The sequence below is a fragment of the Marinovum algicola genome (assembly GCF_900109145.1).
Taxonomy (GTDB): domain Bacteria; phylum Pseudomonadota; class Alphaproteobacteria; order Rhodobacterales; family Rhodobacteraceae; genus Marinovum; species Marinovum algicola.
Window position 1 is genome coordinate 1 of sequence record NZ_FNYY01000006.1, and the last position, 21,017, is coordinate 21,017.

Sequence of the window (21,017 nt, forward strand, 5' to 3'; positions counted from 1 at the left end):
GGCACACTGATGAACATGTGGACATGGTCACGCGCCACGACGCCCTTGACGATGTGCACGTCGAGTTCTGCGCAGGTTTGGCGGATGATCTCGCGAAGACGTTCCCGCATCGTGCCTTGCAGAACCTTGAACCGATATTTCGTGGCCCAGACGACGTGATACCGATGGTAAAATGTGGTATGGCTGGCTGTAGAATAGCTCATGAGGGCTCCCCCGGGATTTGAGACTTCACCCTTCGGGCGGTCTCAAATCCCGGGGGAGCCCTCATTCGTCAGCTGAAGCGGACCGGCTGGAAGCCGGTGGCTTCGTTCCATTCAATGGATAGTAAATGTTCTCCGTCCATCCGCCAGACGGGTCAACAAAACAAGGGCATCCGGCGCGGCCTTGCCCTTTCGCCACCAAGCCCCGGCATTGCCGGTTTTTTTCGACAACCGGAAATGAAAAAGGCGCTTCCTTGCGAAACGCCTCTCCGAATATTCGTCAAATCGGTTTGGCTCAACCGTAGACCGATTCCTTGCCAAAGTGCTTAGTCAGGAGATAATAGACCACCGCGCGGTATTTGTTGCGCTCGGAGCGGCCATAGGTCTCGATCACCGAAGTGATTGCATCCATCAGCTCCGGCCCGTCGCCAAGGCCCAGCTTCTTGACCAGGAAATTGTCTTTGACGGTCTGCAACTCCTCGGGCTGCGTGCCCGCGACCGTCGATGCATCGGCGTTGTAGATCGCCGGGCCGCATCCGATGGTCACTTTGCGCAACAGATCCATATCCGGCTCGGTCCCGCATTTCGTCCGAAGATCATCCGCATATTGCGCAATAAGATCGTCGCGTTTTCCCATGAGTGTCTCCCCTTTTTGTCCCGTACATCCGGGCTCTGGCTTGGCCCCGCGCAGCATCAGACACTCAAAGCGGTCTGGCAACGGTTAATATGGGTGGGGATTTCCCCCTTCGGGGAGCGCGTGGCACAGATGCCGCAGCGGGCCGCCCGATGGCGGCAGAAGGGCGCGCTCCCCCGGGGTCCGAGGGAGCGCGCTGTGGCTCAATAGCGGTAATGTTCCGGCTTGAACGGGCCTTCCGGCGTCACGCCGATATAGGCCGCCTGCTCGGGCGCCAGCTCGGTCAGCTTGGCGCCGATCTTGGCGAGGTGCAGCTTGGCCACCTTCTCATCCAGATGCTTGGGCAGAATGTAGACCTGGTTGCCGTATTGCTCGCCCTTGGTCCAGAGCTCGATCTGCGCCAGCACCTGGTTGGTGAAGGACGCCGACATCACGAAGGACGGGTGACCGGTGGCATTGCCGAGGTTCAAGAGACGACCTTCGGAGAGCAGAATGATCTTGTTGCCCGAGGGCATCTCGATCATGTCCACCTGTTCCTTGATATTGGTCCACTTGTGGTTCTTCAGGCTCGCCACCTGGATTTCATTGTCGAAGTGGCCGATGTTGCCGACGATGGCCATGTTCTTCATCTCGCGCATGTGCTCGATGCGGATCACGTCCTTGTTGCCGGTGGTGGTGATGAAGATGTCCGCTGACTGAACCACGTCTTCCAGCACAACCACTTCAAAGCCGTCCATTGCCGCCTGCAGCGCGCAGATCGGGTCGACCTCGGTCACCTTGACCCGGGCGCCAGCACCGCGCAGCGAGGCGGCCGAGCCCTTGCCGACGTCGCCATAGCCGCAGACCACGGCGACCTTGCCGGCCATCATCGTGTCGGTGGCGCGGCGGATGCCGTCGACCAGCGATTCCTTGCAGCCGTACTTGTTGTCGAATTTCGACTTGGTGACAGAGTCGTTGACGTTGATCGCCGGGAAAGGCAGCTGGCCCTTCTTGTGCAGATCATAGAGCCGGTGGACGCCGGTGGTGGTTTCTTCCGAAACACCCTTGATCGCGTCGCGGGTCTTGGTGAACCAGCCGGGGCTTTCCTTCATGCGCTTTTGGATCTGCGCCTTGATCACCTCTTCCTCTTCCGAGCCCGGCACCGCGAGGATATCCTCGCCGGCCTCGGCCCGCGCGCCCAGGAGCACATAGAGCGTGGCGTCGCCGCCATCGTCGAGGATCATGTTGGCGCCATCGGGGAAGGCAAAGGACTTGTCGAGGTAATCCCAGTGCTCTTCCAGCGACTGGCCCTTGACGGCAAAGACCGGCACGCCGGCCTTGGCGATGGCCGCGGCGGCATGGTCCTGGGTCGAGAAGATGTTGCAAGAGGCCCAGCGCACATCGGCGCCCAGGTCCACCAGCGTCTCGATCAGCACGGCGGTCTGGATCGTCATGTGCAGCGAGCCGACGATGCGGGCGCCTTTCAGCGGCTTGGCCGCACCATATTCTTCGCGCAGGGCCATCAGCCCGGGCATTTCGGTCTCGGCGATATCCAGCTCTTTGCGACCGTAGTCGGCGAGCGAAATATCTCGTACCTTGAAGTCACTGGTCATATCTGCGGTCCTTGCGGTAATAGCGTCGGACGGCAAATAGCACCGGTGCCCTCTCTGGGCAAGGTGAGGGGTGTCAGCCAGAAACGCCGGCCGGGACGGCTGCGCTGTCGTGCCAGTTCTGACCGGCGGCCAGCACGCAAGAGATGCCATCGGGGCGGGTCATTATGATGGTAAAAGTGCCGGAATCGGCCGAGCGCCAGACTTCGGTCAGACGCTGCTCGGTCTGCAAGCCGCCACCGGCGAGCGTTTCCGAGAATTTGCTGTTCAGCGAATCGACCAGATTGTCGCGCGGCATACAGGTCGATTGCGCCAGGGCAGGCGGGCCGAGGGCGACGGCGCCAAAAACCAGCGAGGCGGTAAAAAGACGTTTGAACATGGGGCTTCTCCTTGGTCGGGGCCTCATGCAAGCCGGCACGCAGGCCCGGGGTTCTCTGGTATACAAATGCGCACTCCGGCCCTTTGGTTCCATTAACACCGGGTGACGATCTCGTGCTCGGCCGTGGGTTTGGATTTGCAGCGCAGCCGCAACCGGGCTAGGACCGATGCCCGAACGGAGACACCAGATGCCCCCCAAACCCCCGCGCGCATGGCAAAGAATGCTCTCTGGCCGCCGGCTCGACCTGCTCGATCCGACGCCGATGGACATCGAAATCGAGGATATCGCCCATGGCCTGGCTTTTGTCGCCCGTTGGAACGGCCAGACCATGGGCGATTTCGCCTATACCGTGGCCGAACATTCGCTGCTGGTCGAGGCGCTGTTCCGCCGAATGAACCCGCGCGCGCCGATCCGCTGGCAGCTTGCCGCGCTGCTGCATGATGCGCCGGAATATGTGATCGGGGACATGATCTCGCCGGTCAAGGCCGCCGTCGGCGCCAGCTACGGCGAGCTCGACAGCCGGCTCACCGCCGCCATCCACATCCGTTTCGGCCTGCCCGCTGCCCTGCCGGTCAGCGTCAAGAAACAGATCAAGCGCGCCGACCGCGTCAGCGCCTGGATGGAAGCCACCCAGATCGCCGGGTTCACCGAAAAAGAGGCCAACGGTTTCTTTGGCCGCCCCGACAAGACCCTGATCGAGGGCCTGTCGATCACCCTGCGCCCCCCGCGCGAGGTGCGCGACGATTTCACCGCCCGACACGCGGCGCTGCTGCAACTCTGCTGATCCCCGGCTTCTTCCGTTCGAAGACACCGCGGGAAGTGTGAGGGGGTGCCCCCTCACTCCGGCGCCGGTCCCGGGCGCGCCCGCGGCTATTTTGGCGAGCGTTTCGCCAGGATCCGCTGCAAGGTCCGGCGATGCATGTTGAGCCGCCGCGCGGTCTCGGACACGTTGCGGTCGCAAAGCTCGTAGACCCGCTGGATATGCTCCCAGCGCACCCGGTCGGCCGACATCGGGTTTTCCGGTGGCGGCGGCAGGTCGTCGCCCTTGGCCAGCAGCGCATTGGTGATATCGGTGGCATCCGCGGGTTTCGAGAGATAATCGGTGGCACCGATCTTGACCGCCGCCACGGCGGTGGCAATCGCGCCATAGCCGGTCAGCACCACGACCCGGCTGTCGGGCCGGCGTTCGCGCAGCACTTCGACGACATCGAGCCCGTTGCCATCGTCGAGCCGCAGGTCGACAACGGCAAAGGCGGGCGGCCGGGCGGTGGCAATGGCGCGGCCGGCGGCGACCGATCCGGCGGTCTCGACATCGAACCCCCGCTTTTCCATCGCCTTGGCCAGCCGCCGCAGAAAGGGTTCGTCATCGTCGACCAGCAAAAGCGATTTGTCTTCGCCCAGTTCGTGCCCCGTCATTTCGGCCAAATCGTCGCTCCTCCCGATCGGTTGCTCACCGTTTCACGCGATTATTGAGAGTGTCCCCGGTCGTGTCAAACCTGCAAACCGGCGCAAAAGGTAGCAGCTGGCAAGTTAATGCACGAAAGTTCTGCACCGTGGTCACAGCCGGGTTCCCGCTCACCCGGCCGCCTCGATGAAACAGGCCGTGCGCGCCGCCATGTCTTCCGGCGAGATGTCGCGGCGGAAGTACTCGACAAAGCCATGCTCGGGCAGCACCAGGTAGGAAAAGGTCGAATGATCGACGAGGTAATATTCGTCGCTCTTGTCCTGTGCCTTGTAATAGGTGCGATAGGCCCGGCTGGCCACCTGCACCTGTTCTTGCGTCCCGGTCAGGCCGATGGCCTTTTCATGGTTGTTATAGGCGAAATCGCCTACAACTTCGGGGGTGTCGCGCTCGGGATCGACGGTGATGAAGACCGGCGTGGCGCTGTGGCCCTGCGCGGCCAGCAGATCGACCGCCTGCGCGTTGCGGGCGAAATCCAGCGGGCAGACATCGGGGCAGAAGGTATAGCCGAAATAGAGGATCGAGGGTTCGGTGATCACATCGGCGTCGGTGACCGACGCGCCGGCGCTGTTGATCAGGGTGAAGGGCCCGCCGATGGCATCGGTGCCGCCGGCCACGGCCGTGCTGCGGCACTGGGCGAACGGATCGCCCGACGCGTCGCCCTGAAAATACTTGTACCCCACGACGCCGCCAAATGCGATCACGGCTACTCCGGCAAACAAGGCGGCGATGCGGCCCATCGGCTTCTCCTGTAACATGATGATGATTGATCGAAACTCGCGGGAGACGTATCAATCTCGGGTTGGGGATCAAGGGGCAAAACGTAGCAGATGACGGATTTGGGATCGGACTTCCTGACCGAGCACCGCAGAGGCAACTGGGTCCGCCTGCGGACCATGATCATGCTGCGCTGGGCCGCCATCTTCGGTCAGCTCACCGCCCTGATCGTCGCCCAGCGCTGGTTCAACCTCTCGCTCGAGATCGGGCTGTGTTATTTCGCCATCGGCCTGTCGGTGGTGGGCAACCTCGTGGCGATCGCGATCTTTCCGGAAAACAAGCGCCTGAGCTCGACCGAGAACATGTTGATGGGCCTGTTTGACCTGTTGCAGCTGGCGTTCCTGCTGTTTCTCACCGGCGGGCTGCACAATCCCTTTGCCATCCTGATGCTCGGTCCGGTGCTGATCTCGGCGGCGGTTCTGAACACCCGGCCGACGATCTTCATCGCCGCCACCGCCATCCTCATGGTCTCGTTGCTGGCCGTCTATCACCTGCCGCTGCGAACCGAAGAGGGCTTTCTGCTGCGCACACCCAACATCTTCGTCTTTGGCAAATGGCTGGCCATGGTGATCGCGCTGATCTTTCTCTCGGTCTATTCCCGCCGGGTCACCAGCGAGCTGCACACCATGTCCGACGCCGTGACCGCCACCCAGATGGCGCTGGCGCGCGAACAGAAGCTGACCGATCTGGCCGGCGTGGTGGCCGCCGCCGCGCATGAGCTGGGCACGCCGCTGGCGACGATCAAGCTGGCCAGCGCCGAAATCGCCGAAGAGCTGGACGACCGCCCCGACCTGAAGGAAGATGCGCTGCTGATCCGCGCCCAGGCCGACCGCTGCCGCGATATCCTGCGGTCGATGGGCCGCGCCGGCAAGGAGGACATTCAGCTTCGTCGCGCGCCGCTGTCGGAACTGATCCGCGAGGCCGCCGAGCCGCATGAGGAACGCGGCAAGACGATTCACTATGAACATGCGCCGGGCCCGGGCGGCGAATTCACCGTACCCACCGTCAGCCGCAAACCCGAGATCATCCACGGGTTGCGCAATCTAGTGCAGAACGCCGTCGATTTCTCGCGCGGGACGGTCTGGATCGATACCATGTGGACCGATGACCTGATCTCGGTGCGCATCGTCGATGACGGCGCCGGCTATCCGCCGCAACTGCTGGGCCGGATCGGCGATCCTTTTGTCCGGCGGCGGCGCGCCGAGGCCGACAGGAAGCGCCGGCCGGGGTACGAAGGCATGGGTCTGGGGCTGTTCATCGCCAAGACTCTGCTGGAACGCTCCGGCGCCGAACTGAGCTTTGCCAATGCCTCCGATCCCTATGAGCCGCGCGGTGCGGCGGGCGAAAAATGCGGCGCCGTGGTCGAGGTGATCTGGCCCCGCAGCAAGCTTGACGCCCAGTTGGGCGCAGGATCGGAGCCGTTGGGAGAGAACCGGCCGATCGAGATCTGACCGGCGGGGCAGCAAGACCACTTAAGACATTGTTAACCCTGGCGTCCGATGGTGAGGCGAGGGAGAGATTCGATGCCTGTCGACCTGACCATCCCCGAAATCACGGTGCTGCTCTTCGGCAGCCTGCTCGGGACACTGCTGACGGCGGTGGCCCTGCGCCGCGCCGGTCCTGTTTCCCTGAACACCCCGGCCGACGACCGGACCTGCTTCGTGTTTTGCGACACCGAACTTGTGGATGCCACCGGACCGGCCTCGGTGCTGGCCCAGCAGGCCGGATCGGACGCCGGCGACCATTGGCAGGATCTGCGCGCGGTGTTTCGCGCCCGCTTTGGCGATCTGCCCGACCGGCCCGGCGATGTCTTTGCCGCCATGGCCGAGCGCCGCCGCACCTATGCCGCGCTGGCGCAGGACGATGGCGGGCGGCTGGTGTTTTCCCGGGTCGGCGACCGGGTGCACGTCTCCCTGCTCGACAATGCGCCCGAGGAGTTCGACCGGCAGATTTCCTTTGATCGGGCCAACGAATTGCGCTTTCTGCGCAATGCGGTGGCCGAGGCGCCGACGCCGATCTGGCTGGTCGACGACGCTGGCCGGGTGAGCTGGCACAACCACGCCTACAGCCGCCTCGCCGCGCAGGCCGGCGCCACGCAACCCGGCGACGAGCCGCTGTTTGCCCTTCCCGAGGATGGCCCGCCCGAGGCCCCGCTGCGCGTGCCGCTGCAACCGGGCGAAGGCGCGGCCACCAACTGGTTTGCGGTCACCAGCCGCAAGACGCCCGGCGGGTTGCTGTCTTATGCCAGCAATATCGACGCCGTGGTGCATGCCGAGCAAGCGCAGCGCAATTTCGTCCAGACCCTGAGCAAAACCTTTGCCCATCTTTCGACCGGGCTGGCGATTTTCGACCGTAACCAGCGGCTGGCGCTGTTCAATCCGGCGCTGCTCGATCTGACGTCGATGCCGGTGGACTTTCTTACCGCCAAGCCCAGCCTGGCGGCGTTCTTCGACTATCTGCGCGAACACCAGATCATGCCGGAGCCGAAAAATTATGCCAGCTGGCGCGACAAGATCGGCGCGCTGATCGCCGCCGCCCGCGACGGCCGCTATTCCAAGACCTGGAACCTGCCCTCGGGGCTGACCTACCGGATCACCGGCAAACCGCATCCCGACGGCGCCATCGCCTTTCTGTTCGAGGATATCAGCGCCGAGATCTCGCTCACCCGGCGGTTCCGGGCCGAGCTGGAAACCAGCCACGCGGTGCTTGACCGTCAGGAAAAGGCGCTGGCGGTATTCTCTCAGCTTGGCATCCTGACCTTTTCAAACGAAGCCTTTCGCCAGATGTGGCGTTTTGATCCCGACAGCAGCTTTGCCGAAACCACGGTGCCCGACGTGCTGCGCATCTGGCAATCGGAATGCGTGGCCTGCCCGGCGTGGGAGGGGTTGCAGGGCTTTGTCACCTCCTTCGGCGAAAGGGTGCCGCGCAGGGCCGAGGTGCTGCACCAGCAACAGGGCCGGCTGGTCTTCTGCGCCGAACCGCTGTCCGGCGGGGCGACGCTGGTCTCCTTCACCCGCCCCAGCCTGTCGCCCGACGCGCCGGAAACGAGCGACCGGTTGCCGGTCGGCCGATGATCGGCCACAATCTGAGGTTTCATGGGTTGCACGGGGCGACGTGCGCGGTAATGTCCGGCCATGAACGCCACGCAGATGCTGACCCTGTGCCTGACCTCGCCGGAGGCCACCTGCCGCTTTGCCGCCAGGCTGGGGGCGCGGCTGATGGCGGGCGACGTGCTCCTGCTCGAAGGCGGCATCGGCGCCGGCAAGACGCATTTCTCGCGCTGCCTGATCCAGAGCCGCCTGCCGCTGCCCGAAGACGTGCCCTCGCCGACCTTTACCCTGGTTCAGACCTACGAGACCCAGGGCTGCGAGATCTGGCATAGCGATCTCTACCGGCTGGGCGATGTCTCAGAGGTCGAGGAACTGGGTCTGACCGAGGCCTTCGAGGCGGCGATCTGCCTGGTGGAATGGCCGGACCGGCTGGGCCCGCTGATCCCGGCCAATGCGCTGCACCTGAAATTCGAGCCCGGCCAGGCCGAAAATTCCCGCATCCTGACCCTGAGCTGGAGCGCGCCACGCTGGGATGACCTGCCCGGAGCGCTCGCCGCATGAGCCGTGAAGAGGCGCTGTTGCACTTCCTCGCGCGAGCCGGGCGGGCGGGCTGGACGCGCCGCGCGCTGGCCGGCGACGCCTCGGCCCGGCGCTACGAACGGATATCCGGCGACACCGGCAGCCTCATCCTGATGGACGCCGATCCCGCCACCTGCGGACCGGTGCAGCCCTTTCTCGCGATCCGCGAGCATCTCTATCACTACGGCTTTTCCGCCCCCGCGCTCTGGGCCGAGGATCAAGAGGCCGGCTTCCTGCTGCTCGAGGATTTCGGCGACGCGCTGTTCACCCGGGTCATGGCCGACGACCCCGCACGCGAGCTGCCGCTCTACCGGTCCGCGGCCGCGCTTCTGGCCCGGCTGCACGGCAAACCGCTGCCGGGCGGCCTGACCCCGATGACGGCCGAAGCCCTGGCGGCCATGATCGCCCCGGCCTTCGACTTCTATGCGCCCGGACAGTCCGGCCAGCTGCCGGCGGTGCAGGCGGCCTTTGCCGAGGCGCTGCGCCCGGTGGCCGCGCAGCCGGCGGTGCTCGCCCTGCGCGATTTCCACGCCGAGAACATGGTCTTTCTGTCCGACCGGAAAGGCGACCGCCAGGTCGGGCTGCTGGATTTTCAGGACGCATTCGCCACCCATCCGGCCTATGATCTTGTATCTATGCTGCAAGACGCCCGCCGCGACGTCTCGCCCGGAACCGAGGAGGAGATCATCGCCTTTTTCATCGCCCGCACCGGCGCCGACAGCGCCAAGTTCCGCGCCGCCTATGCTCTGCTGGGCGCCCAGCGCAACCTGCGGATACTGGGCATCTTTTCCCGCCTTGCGGCGACCCGCCACAAACCGCAATACCTGGCCCTGCAACCCCGCGTCTGGCGCCATCTTCAGGCCGACATGGCGCATCCCGCCCTGGCGCCGATCCGCGAGGCCCTCGCCCCGCTGCCCAGCCCCGTGGTGCCGGCATGAGCCAGCCCGAGGCCGCCCTGCTCTTTGCCGCCGGTCTGGGCACGCGGATGCGGCCGCTGACCGACAACCGGCCAAAACCGCTGGTCAAGGTGGCGGGGCGCACGCTGATTGACCATGCGCTCGAGCTGGTGACGCCGCTGGGCCTGCCCCGGGTGGTCGCCAATGCGCATTATCGCAGCGACATGCTGGCGGCGCATCTGAACGGCTCGGGGGTGGCGATTTCACATGAGGCGCCGCAGGTGCTGGAAACCGGCGGCGGGCTGAAACAGGCGTTGCCGCTGCTCGGCGCGGGGCCGGTCTTTACTCTCAACACCGATGCGGTCTGGCGTGGCCCCAATCCGCTGCATGCGCTTTGCGCTGCGTGGAATGCAGAGCGGATGGACGCGCTCCTGCTCTGCGTGCCCCGGGCACAGGTGCATGGCCACAAGGGCAAGGGCGATTTCCTGATCGGCGACGACGGCCGGCTCAGCCGCGGCCCCGGTGCGGTCTATTCCGGGGTGCAGATCATCAAGACCGAGGGGCTGGCGCAGATCGAGGCGCGGGTGTTCTCGATGTGGGATCTCTGGCGGCCGATGCTCGCGGCGGGGCGGATGTACGGCCTTGCCTACCGGGGCGACTGGTGCGACGTCGGCCACCCCGATGCCATTGAAATCGCAGAGGACATGCTGGCCTATGTTTGAGCGCCTCGCCGCCCCCCGCGTCTTTGGCCTGCCCCCCGGGGTGGATTTTCCCCAGGCGCTGGTGGATGGGCTTCTGGCGCGGTGCCAGGGCCAGCCGCCAGAGGCGCTGGCGCGGGTCGAGCTGATCGTCAACACCGAGCGCATGCGCCGCCGCATCCGCGCGATCTTTGATGCCGGCCCGCCCCGCATCCTGCCCCGAATTCGCGTGCTTTCCGAGGTCGAGCCGCCCTGGACTGCCGAGATCCCCGAACCGGTCGCGCCGCTGCAACGCCGGCTGGAGCTGGTGCAGCTGGTCTCCGGCCTGCTCGAGGCTCAGCCCGACATGGCCCCGCGCGCCGCGCTCTTTGATCTGGCGGACTCGCTGGCCGGGCTGATGGACGAGATGCAGGGCGAAGGCGTGACCCCCGCCGATATCGAGGCGCTCGACGTCACCGACCAATCCGGCCACTGGCAGCGCGCCCGCGATTTCCTGGCGATCGTGCAGCAATTCTTCGATCCCGAGACCGACGCGCCGGATGGCACCGCGCGGCTGCGGATGATCTCCGAGGCGCTGGCGCAGCATTGGCAGAGCGATCCGCCGGAGCATCCGGTGATCCTCGCCGGCTCGACCGGCTCGCGCGGGGCGGCCTCGGCGCTGATGCGGGCGGTGGCGCATCTGCCGCAGGGCGCGCTGGTGTTGCCGGGCTTCGATTTCGACATGAAACCGGCCAATTGGGCGGCGCTGGACCAGGCGCTGGTCTCCGAAGACCACCCGCAATACCGCTTTGCCAAGCTGATGCGCGCGCTGGAGCGTGGCCCCGAGGATGTGCACCACTGGCACCGGGTCGCCGCCCCCTGCCCGCCACGCAACCGGCTGATTTCCCTGGCACTTCGCCCGGCCCCGGTTACCGACGCCTGGCTTGCCGAAGGCCCGAAGCTCAGCGAGCTGGACCGTGCCTGCGCGGATGTCACCCTGATCGAGGCGCAAAGCCGGCGGGAGGAGGCGCTGACCATCGCGCTGCGTCTGCGTCAGGCCGCCGAAACCGGCCAGAGCGCCGCGCTGATCACCCCCGACCGTCAGCTTACCCGGCAGGTCTCCGCCACGCTCGACCGCTGGGGCATCATCCCCGACGACAGCGCCGGCATCCCGCTGCAACTGACCGCGCCGGGCCGGTTCCTGCGGCATGTGGCGGCGCTATTCGCCGCGCCGCTGGATGCGCCGGCGCTGCTGACGCTCTTGAAACACCCGCTCTGCCATTCCGGCGACGGCCGCAACGATCACCTGCGGCTGACCCGCGATCTGGAGCTGCACCTGCGCCGCCATGGCCCGCCCTTCCCCGATGCGGCGATGCTCACGCGCTTTGCCGAGGACCGCAAGGCGCCGGACTGGGGCGCCTGGCTGGTGCGGCTCTGCGGGCAGGACGGGCGGGGGCCGCTGCCGCTCACCGAGTGGCTGGCGCGACACCGTACGCTGGCCGAAGCGCTGGCGGCGGGGAACACGCGCGACGGCGCCGGCAATCTCTGGGTGCAGGTCGCCGGCATCGAGACCCTGGCACTGGTGCGCAAGCTGGAAGAGGCCGCGCCGCATGGCGGCACGCTCTCGGCGCGCGATTACGTCGATCTCTTCGGCGCGGTGCTCGGGCGCGAGGAACAGCGCGACCGCGACCTCGGCCATCCGCATATCCGTATCTGGGGCACGCTCGAGGCCCGCGTCATGGGCGCGGATCTGCTGATCCTCGGCGGGCTGAACGAAGGCTCCTGGCCGGAGCCGCCAACGCCCGACCCCTGGCTCAACCGGGTGCTGCGCGACAAGGCGGGGCTCTTGCTGCCCGAGCGGCGGATCGGCCTTTCAGCGCATGATTTCCAACAGGCGGTCGGCGCACGCGAGGTCTGGCTAACCCGCGCGGTACGCTCTGACGATGCCGAAACCGTGCCCTCGCGCTGGCTCAACCGGCTGACCAACCTGCTGCGCGGGCTGGGCAATACCGGGCGCGAGGCCCATGCCGGCATGCAGGCGCGCGGCCAGTCGTGGCTGGCGCTGGCCCATGCCGTCGAAAAGGTCACCCCCGCCGCCCCGGCGACGCGCCCCTCGCCGAAGCCGCCCGCCGAGGCGCGACCGAAACAGCTCTCGGTGACCGAGATCAAGCGGCTGATCCGCGATCCCTATGCGATCTATGCTAAACATGTGCTGCGCCTGCGCCCGCTCGACAGTCTGGCCAAGGCGCCCGACGCGCTGTTGCGCGGTATCATCGCGCACAAGGTGCTGGAAGATTTCGTCGACGCCAGCGTGAAACACCCGGACAGGCTCAGCCGGGCCGAGCTTTTGGCGACCACCGCCCAGATTCTGGGCGCGCAGGTGCCCTGGCCTTCGGCGCGGGCGATGTGGCAGGCGCGAATGGCGCGGGTGGCCGATGGCTTCATCGCGGACGAGACCGAAAGGCAGGCCGAGGCGCTGCCGATCCGCTTCGAAGTCAAGGGCGGCCGCGACATTCCGCGCCTGGGCTTCCGTCTGACCTGCGAGGCCGACCGCATCGATCGGGCGCGCGAGGACGGGCGGCTGCTGCTCTATGATTACAAGACCGGCAAGCCCCCCGGCCCGGCCGAACAGAAACATTTCGACAAGCAACTGCTGCTCGAGGCGGCGGTGGCCGAGGCCGGCGGCTTCGAGGGGCTGGCGCCGGCACAGGTCGCGCGCGCGGTCTATCTCGGCCTCGGCTCCAGCCCGGAAAACCGCGAGGCGCCGCTGGCCGAGGCGCCGCCCGCCGCCGTCTGGGCACAGTTCGAGACGCTGATCGCGCGCTACATGGACGAGATCCAGGGCTTTACCGCGCGCCGCGCCATGCAAAAGGCCGGTGACGTCGGCGATTACGACCAGCTTGCGCGCTTTGGCGAATGGGAGCTGACCGACCTGCCCGATGCGAGGCCCGTGCCATGACCCAACGCGACGAGGCCACCCAGCGCCAGATCGAGGCGGCGCACCCCGACCGTTCCACCTGGCTGGCCGCCAATGCCGGCTCGGGCAAGACCCGGGTGCTCACCGACCGGGTGGCGCGGCTGTTGTTGCAGGGCGTGCTGCCCGAACACATCCTCTGCCTGACCTACACCAAGGCCGCCGCCAGCGAGATGCAGAACCGGCTGTTCCAGCGCCTGGGTGACTGGGCGATGAAGGACGACGCGGCGCTGCATCACGCGCTGCACGATCTGGGGATCGAGGGGCATATTTCCGAGGATGCGCTGCGCCGCGCCCGCACGCTGTTTGCCCGCGCCATCGAAACGCCGGGCGGGCTCAAGATCCAGACCATCCACTCGTTCTGCGCCGCCATCCTGCGACGGTTTCCGCTCGAGGCCGGGGTTTCGCCGCAATTCAAGGAGATGGAGGACCGCGCCGCCGCGCTGCTCCAGGCCGAGATCGTCGACGAGATGGCCGACGGCGCGGCCGCCGGAACGGTCGAGGCGCTGGCCGCGCATCTCACCGCCGCCGATTTCGCCGAGATCACCACCGAGGTGGTGCGCCACCGGCAATTGCTGTTCCGGCGCCTGCCGCGGACCGAGTTGCATGCGCTTTTCGGCCTGCCGGAGACGGCTGGCGAGGACTGGCTGCTGGATCAGGTCTTTCTGGGCGGCGAGCTCGAGATGCTGCATCAGATCGCGGATGTTCTGGCCGGCAGCGGCGCCAACGATCAGAAGGCGGCGGCGAAACTGCGGACGATCACCGCGCCCGACCTGGGCGCGCTGGCGGTGCTGGAGGGCGTGCTACTCAATGGTGCCAGCGCCAAGGCCGGGCCCTACAGCGCCAAGATCGGCGGCTTTCCCACCAAGGGGCCGCGCGAGGGCGCGCTGGCCGACGTCATGGACCGGCTCGAAGACCTGATGCGCCGGGTCGAGGCGGCGCGCGATGCCCGTTGCGCCCTGGCGGCGGTCGGGAAAACCCAGGCCCTGCAAGCCTTTGCCGCCGAATTCCTGCCGCGCTACGAAGCCGCCAAGCTGGCCCGCGGCTGGCTCGACTTCGACGACCTGATCCACAAGACGCTGGCGCTTCTGACCGATCGCAAGGTGGCGCAATGGGTGCTCTACCGGCTTGATGGCGGCATCGATCACATCCTCGTCGACGAGGCTCAGGACACCAGCCCGGTGCAATGGCGGGTGATCGAAGAGCTGGCACGCGAGTTCACCAGCGGCGAAGGCGCCCGGGCCGAGACGCCGCGCACGATATTTGTGGTCGGCGACAAGAAGCAATCGATCTATTCCTTCCAGGGCGCCGATCCAGCCGAGTTCGACCGGATGAAGGCCGAATTCGCCACCCGCCTGCGCGCCGCCGATCAACCGTTGCAGGACACCACGCTGCAATTTTCCTTCCGCTCGGCCGAGGCGATCCTGCGGCTGGTCGATACCCTGTTCGAAGCCCGCGCCCGCTCGGGCTTTTCGCGCGAGGAAACCCACCGCGCGTTCAAATCCGACATGGGCGGGCGGGTCGATCTCTGGCCGCTGGTCGAAAAATCCAGCGATGCCGAACAGGGCGACTGGGACGATCCCGTCGACCTGCCCGCCGACACCCACCACAATGTCACCCTCGCCCGAAGGATTGCCGGCGAGATCAAACGGATGCTTGCCGAAAACACCCCGATCCCGTGGAAAAAGGAGCCGCATGGCTGGGCCGGGCGCACCGTGACCCCGGGCGACTTCCTGATCCTGGTTCAACGCCGCTCGGATCTCTTTGCCGAGATCATCCGCGCCTGCAAGGAAGAGGCGCTGCCGATTGCCGGGGCCGACCGGCTCAAGGTCGGGGCCGAGCTGGCCGTGCGCGATCTGGCGGCGCTCCTGAACTGGCTGGCACTGCCGGAGGACGATCTGAGCCTCGCCACGGTGCTGAAATCGCCGTTGGGCGGCTGGGACGAGGGGCAGCTTTACCAGCTGGCCCAGGGCCGCGAACAGAAATACCTCTGGCGCGAGCTGGCGGCGCGGCAGGCGGACTTCCCCGAACTCTGGGCAATGCTCACCGATCTTCAGAACGCCGCCGATTTCATGCGGCCGTATGATCTGATCGAGCGCATCCTGACGCGGCATGACGGCCGGCAGAAGCTGCTGGCGCGGCTCGGCACCGAGGCCGAGGATGGCATCAACGCTCTGCTCAGCCAGGCGCTGGCCTACGAGAAGACCGAGATCCCCAGCCTCACCGGCTTCCTGATCTGGATGGAGACCGACGATCTCGAGATCAAGCGCCAGATGGACGCCGCCGGCGACCGCATCCGGGTGATGACGGTGCATGGCTCCAAGGGGCTGGAAGCGCCAATCGTGATCCTGCCGGACACCGCCAAGCGGACCGTGCAGCTGCGCGACGCCCTGCTGCCGATGGGCGAAACGGCGGTGTGGAAAAGCGCCGCCACCGACTGCCCCCGCGCCATGTCGAACGCGCTGGAAGCGGCCAAGGAGCGGCAAAGGCAGGAACGCGACCGGCTGTTGTATGTGGCGATGACCCGGGCGGAAACCTGGCTGATCGTGGCGGCGGCGGGCGATCTCGGCAAGGATGGCGAGAGCTGGTACGCCGGCGTCGAAACGGCGATGAGCGCCGCCAATGCCGCACCGCAGACCTTCGCCTTTGGCGCAGGGCTGCGGTATGAAAGTGGCGACTGGCCGCGCGTCGCCGCAGTGCCCGAGCCGCCGGAAGACCCTGCCGCCGTTGTCCTGCCGGCCTGGGCCACCTGCCCGGCCGCGGCGCTGCCTGCGCCAGCAGAAACCCGCGCGCCCTCCGATCTCGGCGGCGCCCATGCGCTGGCGGGCATGCTGGGCCAGGACGAAGAGGCGGCAAAGCGCCACGGCACGCTGGTGCATCTGGCGCTCGAACGGCTGTCCGATCTGCCCGAGGCCGCCCGCGACCGGCGGCCCGGGGACGCGCTGCGCGCCCTGGCGCATGACGAGGCCTGCGCGGTTCTGGCGAACCCCGGTCTGGCCGCGCTCTTTGCCCCCGGCACCCTGTCCGAGGTGGCGGTGAGCGCCGATGTGCCCGGGCTCGGCCGGATGCATGGGGTGATCGACCGGCTGATCCTGGACGAGACCCGCGTTCTGGCGGTGGATTTCAAGACCAACGCCACCGTGCCCGACCGCCCCGACGCCACGCCGGAGGCGCTGCTGCGGCAGATGGGCGCTTATGCCGAAATGCTTAAGCATCTCTATCCAAAGCACGAAATCGAAACCGCCATTCTCTGGACCCGGTCGGCCGCGCTGATGACCCTGCCACACGATCTTGTGACGGCCGCGCTGGCGCGCACTACATCGCCTTGACGCCACCGGGGGGCGTACTTACTTTCGCCCTCCAAGCGACCCATACGACTCATCAGGAGAAAGCCCATGGCCACCGTTGCCGTAACCGACGAGACATTCGACGCCGAAGTCCGCAATTCCGACATCCCCGTCGTGGTGGATTTCTGGGCCGAGTGGTGCGGCCCCTGTAAACAGATCGGCCCGGCGCTCGAGGAGCTTTCGGCGCAGTACGACGGCAAGGTGAAGATCGCCAAGGTCGACGTCGACAGCAACCCCGACACCGCTGCCAAGCTGGGCATTCGCGGCATTCCCGCCCTGTTCATCTTCAAGGGCGGCGAGCCGGTGTCCAACAAGACCGGCGCCGCGCCCAAGGCCGCGCTGCAAGGCTGGATCGAAGAGAACATCGGCTGAGATCAGCCCCAGGTTCGCACGTGAAAGGGTCGCCCATCCGGCGGCCCTTTTGCATGGGGCGCGACCGGCCCGGCCCCTTGCATGGGCTGTCCCCGGGTTCCATATAGGCCGAAACCCGAAGCAAGCCCCCCAGGAGGCCCCATGAGCGAAGAATTCCCCGGCTGGCACGGCACGACGATCATTGGCGTCAAGAAGGGCGGCCAGGTGGTGATTGCCGGCGACGGACAGGTCAGCCTTGGCCAGACCGTGATCAAGGGCACCGCCCGCAAGGTGCGCCGCATCAGCCCCGGCGGCTCGGATGTGGTCTGCGGCTTTGCCGGCTCGACCGCCGATGCCTTCACGCTGCTCGAACGGCTCGAGGCCAAGCTGGAGAGCACGCCGGGCCAGTTGGCGCGCGGCTGTGTCGAGCTGGCCAAGGACTGGCGCACCGACAAATACCTGCAAAAGCTCGAAGCGATGCTGATCGTCTCGGACGGTGCCCAGATGTTCGTGATCACCGGCGCCGGCGATGTGCTCGAGCCCGAGCATGACGTTACCGCCATCGGATCGGGCGGCAACTACGCCCTGGCGGCGGCACGCGGGCTGATCGAGACCGACCTTTCGGCGGAAGAGGTGGCGCGCAAGGCGATGGCAATCGCCGCCGACATCTGCGTCTATACCAATGGCAACCTGACGGTGGAGACGATTTCGGCATGACCGAGCTTCTTGCCGCAATTCTTGGCGGTCTTGTCGGCGGTGTAATCGGCCCCATCCTTCTTCAGGAATACCGGGACTGGAAACACTGCAAGACCTGGGCCAAACCCCGGCGGACGCGGCTGGAAGCCATGCTGAAGGACCGAAAGGTCGCCCCGACAGGATGGCGCACGATTTCGCGGCTTTGCCTTGAAACCGGAATGGAAGCAGAAGACTGCCGCACCTTGCTGATCGAGATTGGCGCGCGCGGCGGATTGATCGAAGAAAACAATCAGGAGGTCGAGGCCTGGATCCTCGACGACCCAACAACATGACAGACCTCACTCCCCGCGAAATCGTCTCGGAACTCGACCGGTTCATCATCGGTCAGGCCGATGCCAAACGCGCCGTGGCCGTGGCGCTGCGCAACCGCTGGCGGCGCAAGCAGCTGGCCGATGACCTGCGCGACGAAGTCTATCCCAAGAACATCCTGATGATCGGCCCCACCGGCGTCGGCAAGACCGAGATCTCCCGCCGCCTCGCCAAGCTGGCCAAGGCGCCCTTCATCAAGGTCGAGGCCACCAAATTCACCGAAGTGGGGTACGTCGGCCGCGACGTCGAGCAGATCATCCGCGATCTCGTCGATGCCGCCATCATCCAGACCCGCGACTGGATGCGCGAGGACGTCAAGGCCAAGGCGCATCAGGCCGCCGAGGACCGGGTAATCGCTGCAATCGCCGGCGAGGACGCCCGCGAAGGCACCCGCGACATGTTCCGCAAGAAGCTCAAGGACGGGCTGCTCGACGACACGATGATCGAGCTGGAGCTGACCGACCATTCCAACCCGATGGGCATGATGGACATCCCCGGCCAGCCCGGCAGCCAGATGGGGATGATGAACCTCGGCGATATCTTCGGCAAGGCCTTTGGCGGCCGGACCGTGCGCAAGCGGATGAGCGTACGCGAGAGCTATGACGTGCTGATTTCCGAAGAGGCCGACAAGCTGCTCGACGACGAGACGGTCAACAAGGCGGCGCTGGAAGCGGTGGAACAGAACGGCATCGTCTTTCTCGACGAGATCGACAAGGTCTGCGCCCGCAAGGACGCGCGCGGCGGCGATGTCAGCCGCGAAGGCGTGCAGCGCGACCTGCTGCCGCTGATCGAGGGCACCACCGTCAGCACCAAACATGGTGCGGTCAAGACCGACCACATCCTCTTTATCGCCTCCGGCGCCTTCCACATCGCCAAGCCTTCGGATTTGCTGCCGGAATTGCAGGGCCGTCTGCCGATCCGGGTCAACCTGCGGGCGCTGACCGAAGACGATTTCGTCCGCATCCTGACCGAGACCGACAATGCGCTGACGCGGCAGTATACGGCGCTGATGGGCACCGAAGAGGTGGCGGTGGATTTCACCGAAGAGGGTATCGCGCAGCTCGCGAAGATCGCCTTCGAGGTCAACGACAGCGTCGAGAACATCGGCGCGCGGCGGCTCTACACGGTGATGGAGCGGGTGTTCGAAGAGCTGAGCTTCCATGCGCCCGACCGCGCCGGGCAGTCGGTGACGGTGGATGCGGACTTTGTCGAGAAGAACCTCGGCGAGCTGACCCGTTCGACCGATGTGAGCCGCTACGTGCTATGATCAGGGCGTGAGGCCCCGGGTCAGGCCCGGGGCGCGGGTGCGCGGCCTCAAGATGAGCCGCGCATCTCCGGGGCTGCGGTCCGGCGATGCGCGGCGGGGACAATGCCCGGCCGGAGGGGCCGAGACCCCGCCCGCGAAACCCGCGGGCGGGCGCTTCACACCTCTCAGGCCATTGCCCAGCGCTCGGCCATCCTTGCGTTGTCCATGCCCCAGAGGTTGCCCACCGTGCCCGGCACCGACAGCTTGTTCGACACCGCCTGCACCCAGTTGGCGAACATCGGGATGATCACCCCGCCGTCGTCGCGCAGGATCATCTGCATCTCGGTGTACATTTCGCGGCGCTTGTCGCTGTCGAGTTCGGCGCGCGCCGTCACCAGCAGTTCCTGGAAGCGCTCGCTGTCCTCGGTGCCCCATTGGCTGTCGTTCCACGGCACGCCGTCCTCGTAGGCGGAAGAGAACATCCAGTCCTCGGTGGCGCGACCCGACCAGAAGGCGGCGCTGAAGGGTTTCTTCAGCCAGACGTTCGACCAGTAGCCATCCGCCGGTTCCTGCACGACGTTGATGTTGATGCCCGCCGGTTTCGCCGAGGATTGATAGAGCTGCGAGGCATCCACCGCGCCGGCAAAGGCCGCCGAAGAGGCCGACAGATCGATATTGAGCTGATCCATGCCGGCCTCTTTCAGATAAAAGGCGGCCTTGTCGGGGTCATAGGGGATCGGCTCCATATCGGCGGCGTAATACTGGTTGGCGGGGCCGATCGGCGTGTCATAGGCGATGCTGCCGTGGCCGAGCAGGATCTTGTCGACCATCTCCTGGCGGTTGATGCCGTGCTTGAGCGCGCGGCGCACGTTGACGTCATCGAACGGCGCGACATTGGTGAGCATCGGGAAGGTGAAATGCCGATTGCCGGTCACCTCCTGGATACTGACCAGCGGGTTGGCATTGAGCAGCGCCTCGGTCTTGACGTCGACGCGGTTGATCGTCTCGACCTGGCCGGTCAGCAGCGCGTTCATCCGCGCCGTGGGATCGTTGATCGCGATGAACTCGATCTCGTCGAAGAAACCGGCGGCATCGCCTTTGTAGTGGCTGTCGACCCGCTTGCCGACGAACCGCACGCCGGGATCGAAGCTGACCACCTGATAAAGGCCGGTGCCGATACCCTTGGAGATCGCCTCGTCGATCTGGCCGGCCGGGTACATCATCAGGTGATAATCCGACAGCAGATACGGCAGATCGGCATTGCCCGCCGCCAGCACAAGCTGCACCTGGTGCTCGCCCAGTTTCTTCATTTCGGTGATCGCCGAGACAATCGGCTTGGCGGCGGATTTCGAATCCTCGGCGACGTGCATTTGCAGCGATTCGATCACGTCGTCGGCGCCAAAGGCCTTGCCGTTGTGGAAGGTCACGCCCTGGCGCAGGTTGAAAGTCCAGGTCTTGGCGTCGGGGCTGGCCTCCCAGCTTTCGGCCAGTTCGCCCACAAGCGTGCCATCGGCGGCCACTTCGGTCAGCGCATCGAACACCGCCCCCTGAGAGGCGTTCTGCATGAAGGCGTCGGTATGGGTGCGTGCATCCCAGTTGTCCGAGGTATTGGCCCCGGCAAGGCCCGCGCGCAGCCGTCCGCCACGCTTCATCTGGGCCTTCAGCGGCAGGCCCGAGGCGGCCAGAACACCGGCAGCGGCACCGGTGCGCAGAAGCCCGCGTCGTGTCAATCTTGTCATTGTCGTCTCCCTGTTTTTGTTATTTGAAATCCCGCCCCTCGTGCGCGATTCG

General features: G+C 66.1%; 19 protein-coding genes. 12 read left to right on the plus strand and 7 right to left on the minus strand.

Features of this window, described 5'->3' with window-relative positions; genetic code table 11:
• The 4 genes from tnpA to BMW90_RS10045 form a co-directional block, all read right to left on the minus strand.
• Positions 1-203: IS200/IS605 family transposase (tnpA, locus tag BMW90_RS10030; protein ID WP_139211311.1), on the minus strand; the 203-nt coding region annotated here is incomplete at its 3' end.
• A gap of 292 nt (positions 204-495) precedes the next feature.
• Positions 496-837, minus strand: coding sequence for a DUF2853 family protein (locus BMW90_RS10035; RefSeq protein ID WP_048533484.1), 342 nt, complete (start codon positions 835-837; stop codon positions 496-498).
• Between the two features lie 200 nt (positions 838-1,037).
• A complete protein-coding gene (gene ahcY / locus BMW90_RS10040) occupies positions 1,038-2,426 on the minus strand; it encodes an adenosylhomocysteinase (protein ID WP_074836462.1) in 1,389 nt (462 codons plus the stop codon).
• A gap of 73 nt (positions 2,427-2,499) precedes the next feature.
• Complete coding sequence (locus tag BMW90_RS10045) at positions 2,500-2,802, minus strand: hypothetical protein (RefSeq protein ID WP_074836464.1); 303 nt, start codon at positions 2,800-2,802, stop codon at positions 2,500-2,502.
• A gap of 187 nt (positions 2,803-2,989) precedes the next feature.
• Between BMW90_RS10045 and BMW90_RS10050 the strand changes: the two genes are divergently transcribed.
• Positions 2,990-3,586, plus strand: coding sequence for an HD domain-containing protein (locus BMW90_RS10050; RefSeq protein ID WP_048533487.1), 597 nt, complete (start codon positions 2,990-2,992; stop codon positions 3,584-3,586).
• An 86-nt stretch (positions 3,587-3,672) separates the two neighbouring features.
• Here the strand turns inward: BMW90_RS10050 and BMW90_RS10055 are convergent, their stop codons facing one another.
• Entirely contained in the window at positions 3,673-4,218 is a 546-nt protein-coding gene (locus BMW90_RS10055; protein ID WP_139211333.1) for an ActR/PrrA/RegA family redox response regulator transcription factor, read from the minus strand.
• A gap of 159 nt (positions 4,219-4,377) precedes the next feature.
• Positions 4,378-5,004, minus strand: a complete 627-nt coding sequence (locus BMW90_RS10060) for an SCO family protein (RefSeq protein WP_074836466.1) — start codon at positions 5,002-5,004, stop codon at positions 4,378-4,380.
• Between the two features lie 90 nt (positions 5,005-5,094).
• On the opposite strand from BMW90_RS10060, the gene regB reads away from it, so the two are divergent.
• The 11 genes from regB (at position 5,095) to hslU (ending at position 19,247) form a co-directional block, all read left to right on the plus strand.
• A complete protein-coding gene (regB, locus tag BMW90_RS10065) occupies positions 5,095-6,492 on the plus strand; it encodes a sensor histidine kinase RegB (protein ID WP_074836467.1) in 1,398 nt (465 codons plus the stop codon).
• Between the two features lie 72 nt (positions 6,493-6,564).
• Entirely contained in the window at positions 6,565-8,115 is a 1,551-nt protein-coding gene (locus BMW90_RS10070) for a PAS-domain containing protein (protein ID WP_074836468.1), read from the plus strand.
• A gap of 60 nt (positions 8,116-8,175) precedes the next feature.
• Positions 8,176-8,652, plus strand: a complete 477-nt coding sequence (gene tsaE, locus BMW90_RS10075) for a tRNA (adenosine(37)-N6)-threonylcarbamoyltransferase complex ATPase subunit type 1 TsaE (protein ID WP_074836469.1) — start codon at positions 8,176-8,178, stop codon at positions 8,650-8,652.
• Positions 8,649-9,608 carry an aminoglycoside phosphotransferase family protein gene (locus BMW90_RS10080; RefSeq protein WP_074836470.1) on the plus strand — a complete coding sequence of 320 codons (960 nt, stop codon included), beginning with the start codon at positions 8,649-8,651 and terminating at the stop codon, positions 9,606-9,608. The genes tsaE and BMW90_RS10080 overlap by 4 nt, the downstream gene beginning before the upstream one ends.
• Positions 9,605-10,288 (plus strand): nucleotidyltransferase family protein, encoded by a 684-nt coding sequence (locus BMW90_RS10085; protein ID WP_074836471.1) that lies wholly within the window; start codon positions 9,605-9,607, stop codon positions 10,286-10,288. The genes BMW90_RS10080 and BMW90_RS10085 overlap by 4 nt, the downstream gene beginning before the upstream one ends.
• A complete protein-coding gene (gene addB / locus BMW90_RS10090) occupies positions 10,281-13,202 on the plus strand; it encodes a double-strand break repair protein AddB (protein WP_074836472.1) in 2,922 nt (973 codons plus the stop codon). The genes BMW90_RS10085 and addB overlap by 8 nt, the downstream gene beginning before the upstream one ends.
• Positions 13,199-16,546 carry a double-strand break repair helicase AddA gene (gene addA, locus BMW90_RS10095; protein ID WP_074836473.1) on the plus strand — a complete coding sequence of 1,116 codons (3,348 nt, stop codon included), beginning with the start codon at positions 13,199-13,201 and terminating at the stop codon, positions 16,544-16,546. The genes addB and addA overlap by 4 nt, the downstream gene beginning before the upstream one ends.
• Positions 16,547-16,612: 66 nt before the next feature.
• A complete protein-coding gene (gene trxA / locus BMW90_RS10100) occupies positions 16,613-16,936 on the plus strand; it encodes a thioredoxin (protein ID WP_048533496.1) in 324 nt (107 codons plus the stop codon).
• A gap of 141 nt (positions 16,937-17,077) precedes the next feature.
• Positions 17,078-17,632, plus strand: coding sequence for an ATP-dependent protease subunit HslV (hslV, locus tag BMW90_RS10105; protein ID WP_048533497.1), 555 nt, complete (start codon positions 17,078-17,080; stop codon positions 17,630-17,632).
• The gene (locus tag BMW90_RS10110; RefSeq protein ID WP_074836474.1) at positions 17,629-17,943 is read left to right on the plus strand and encodes a hypothetical protein; all 315 of its coding nucleotides are present in this window, start codon (positions 17,629-17,631) and stop codon (positions 17,941-17,943) included. Before hslV ends, BMW90_RS10110 begins: the two co-directional genes overlap by 4 nt.
• Positions 17,940-19,247, plus strand: a complete 1,308-nt coding sequence (hslU, locus tag BMW90_RS10115) for an ATP-dependent protease ATPase subunit HslU (protein ID WP_048533499.1) — start codon at positions 17,940-17,942, stop codon at positions 19,245-19,247. The genes BMW90_RS10110 and hslU overlap by 4 nt, the downstream gene beginning before the upstream one ends.
• Positions 19,248-19,411: 164 nt before the next feature.
• Here the strand turns inward: hslU and BMW90_RS10120 are convergent, their stop codons facing one another.
• Positions 19,412-20,965: an ABC transporter substrate-binding protein gene (locus BMW90_RS10120; protein WP_048533500.1), complete on the minus strand. Its 1,554-nt coding sequence runs from the start codon at positions 20,963-20,965 to the stop codon at positions 19,412-19,414.
• Positions 20,966-21,017: the final 52 nt, after the last annotated feature.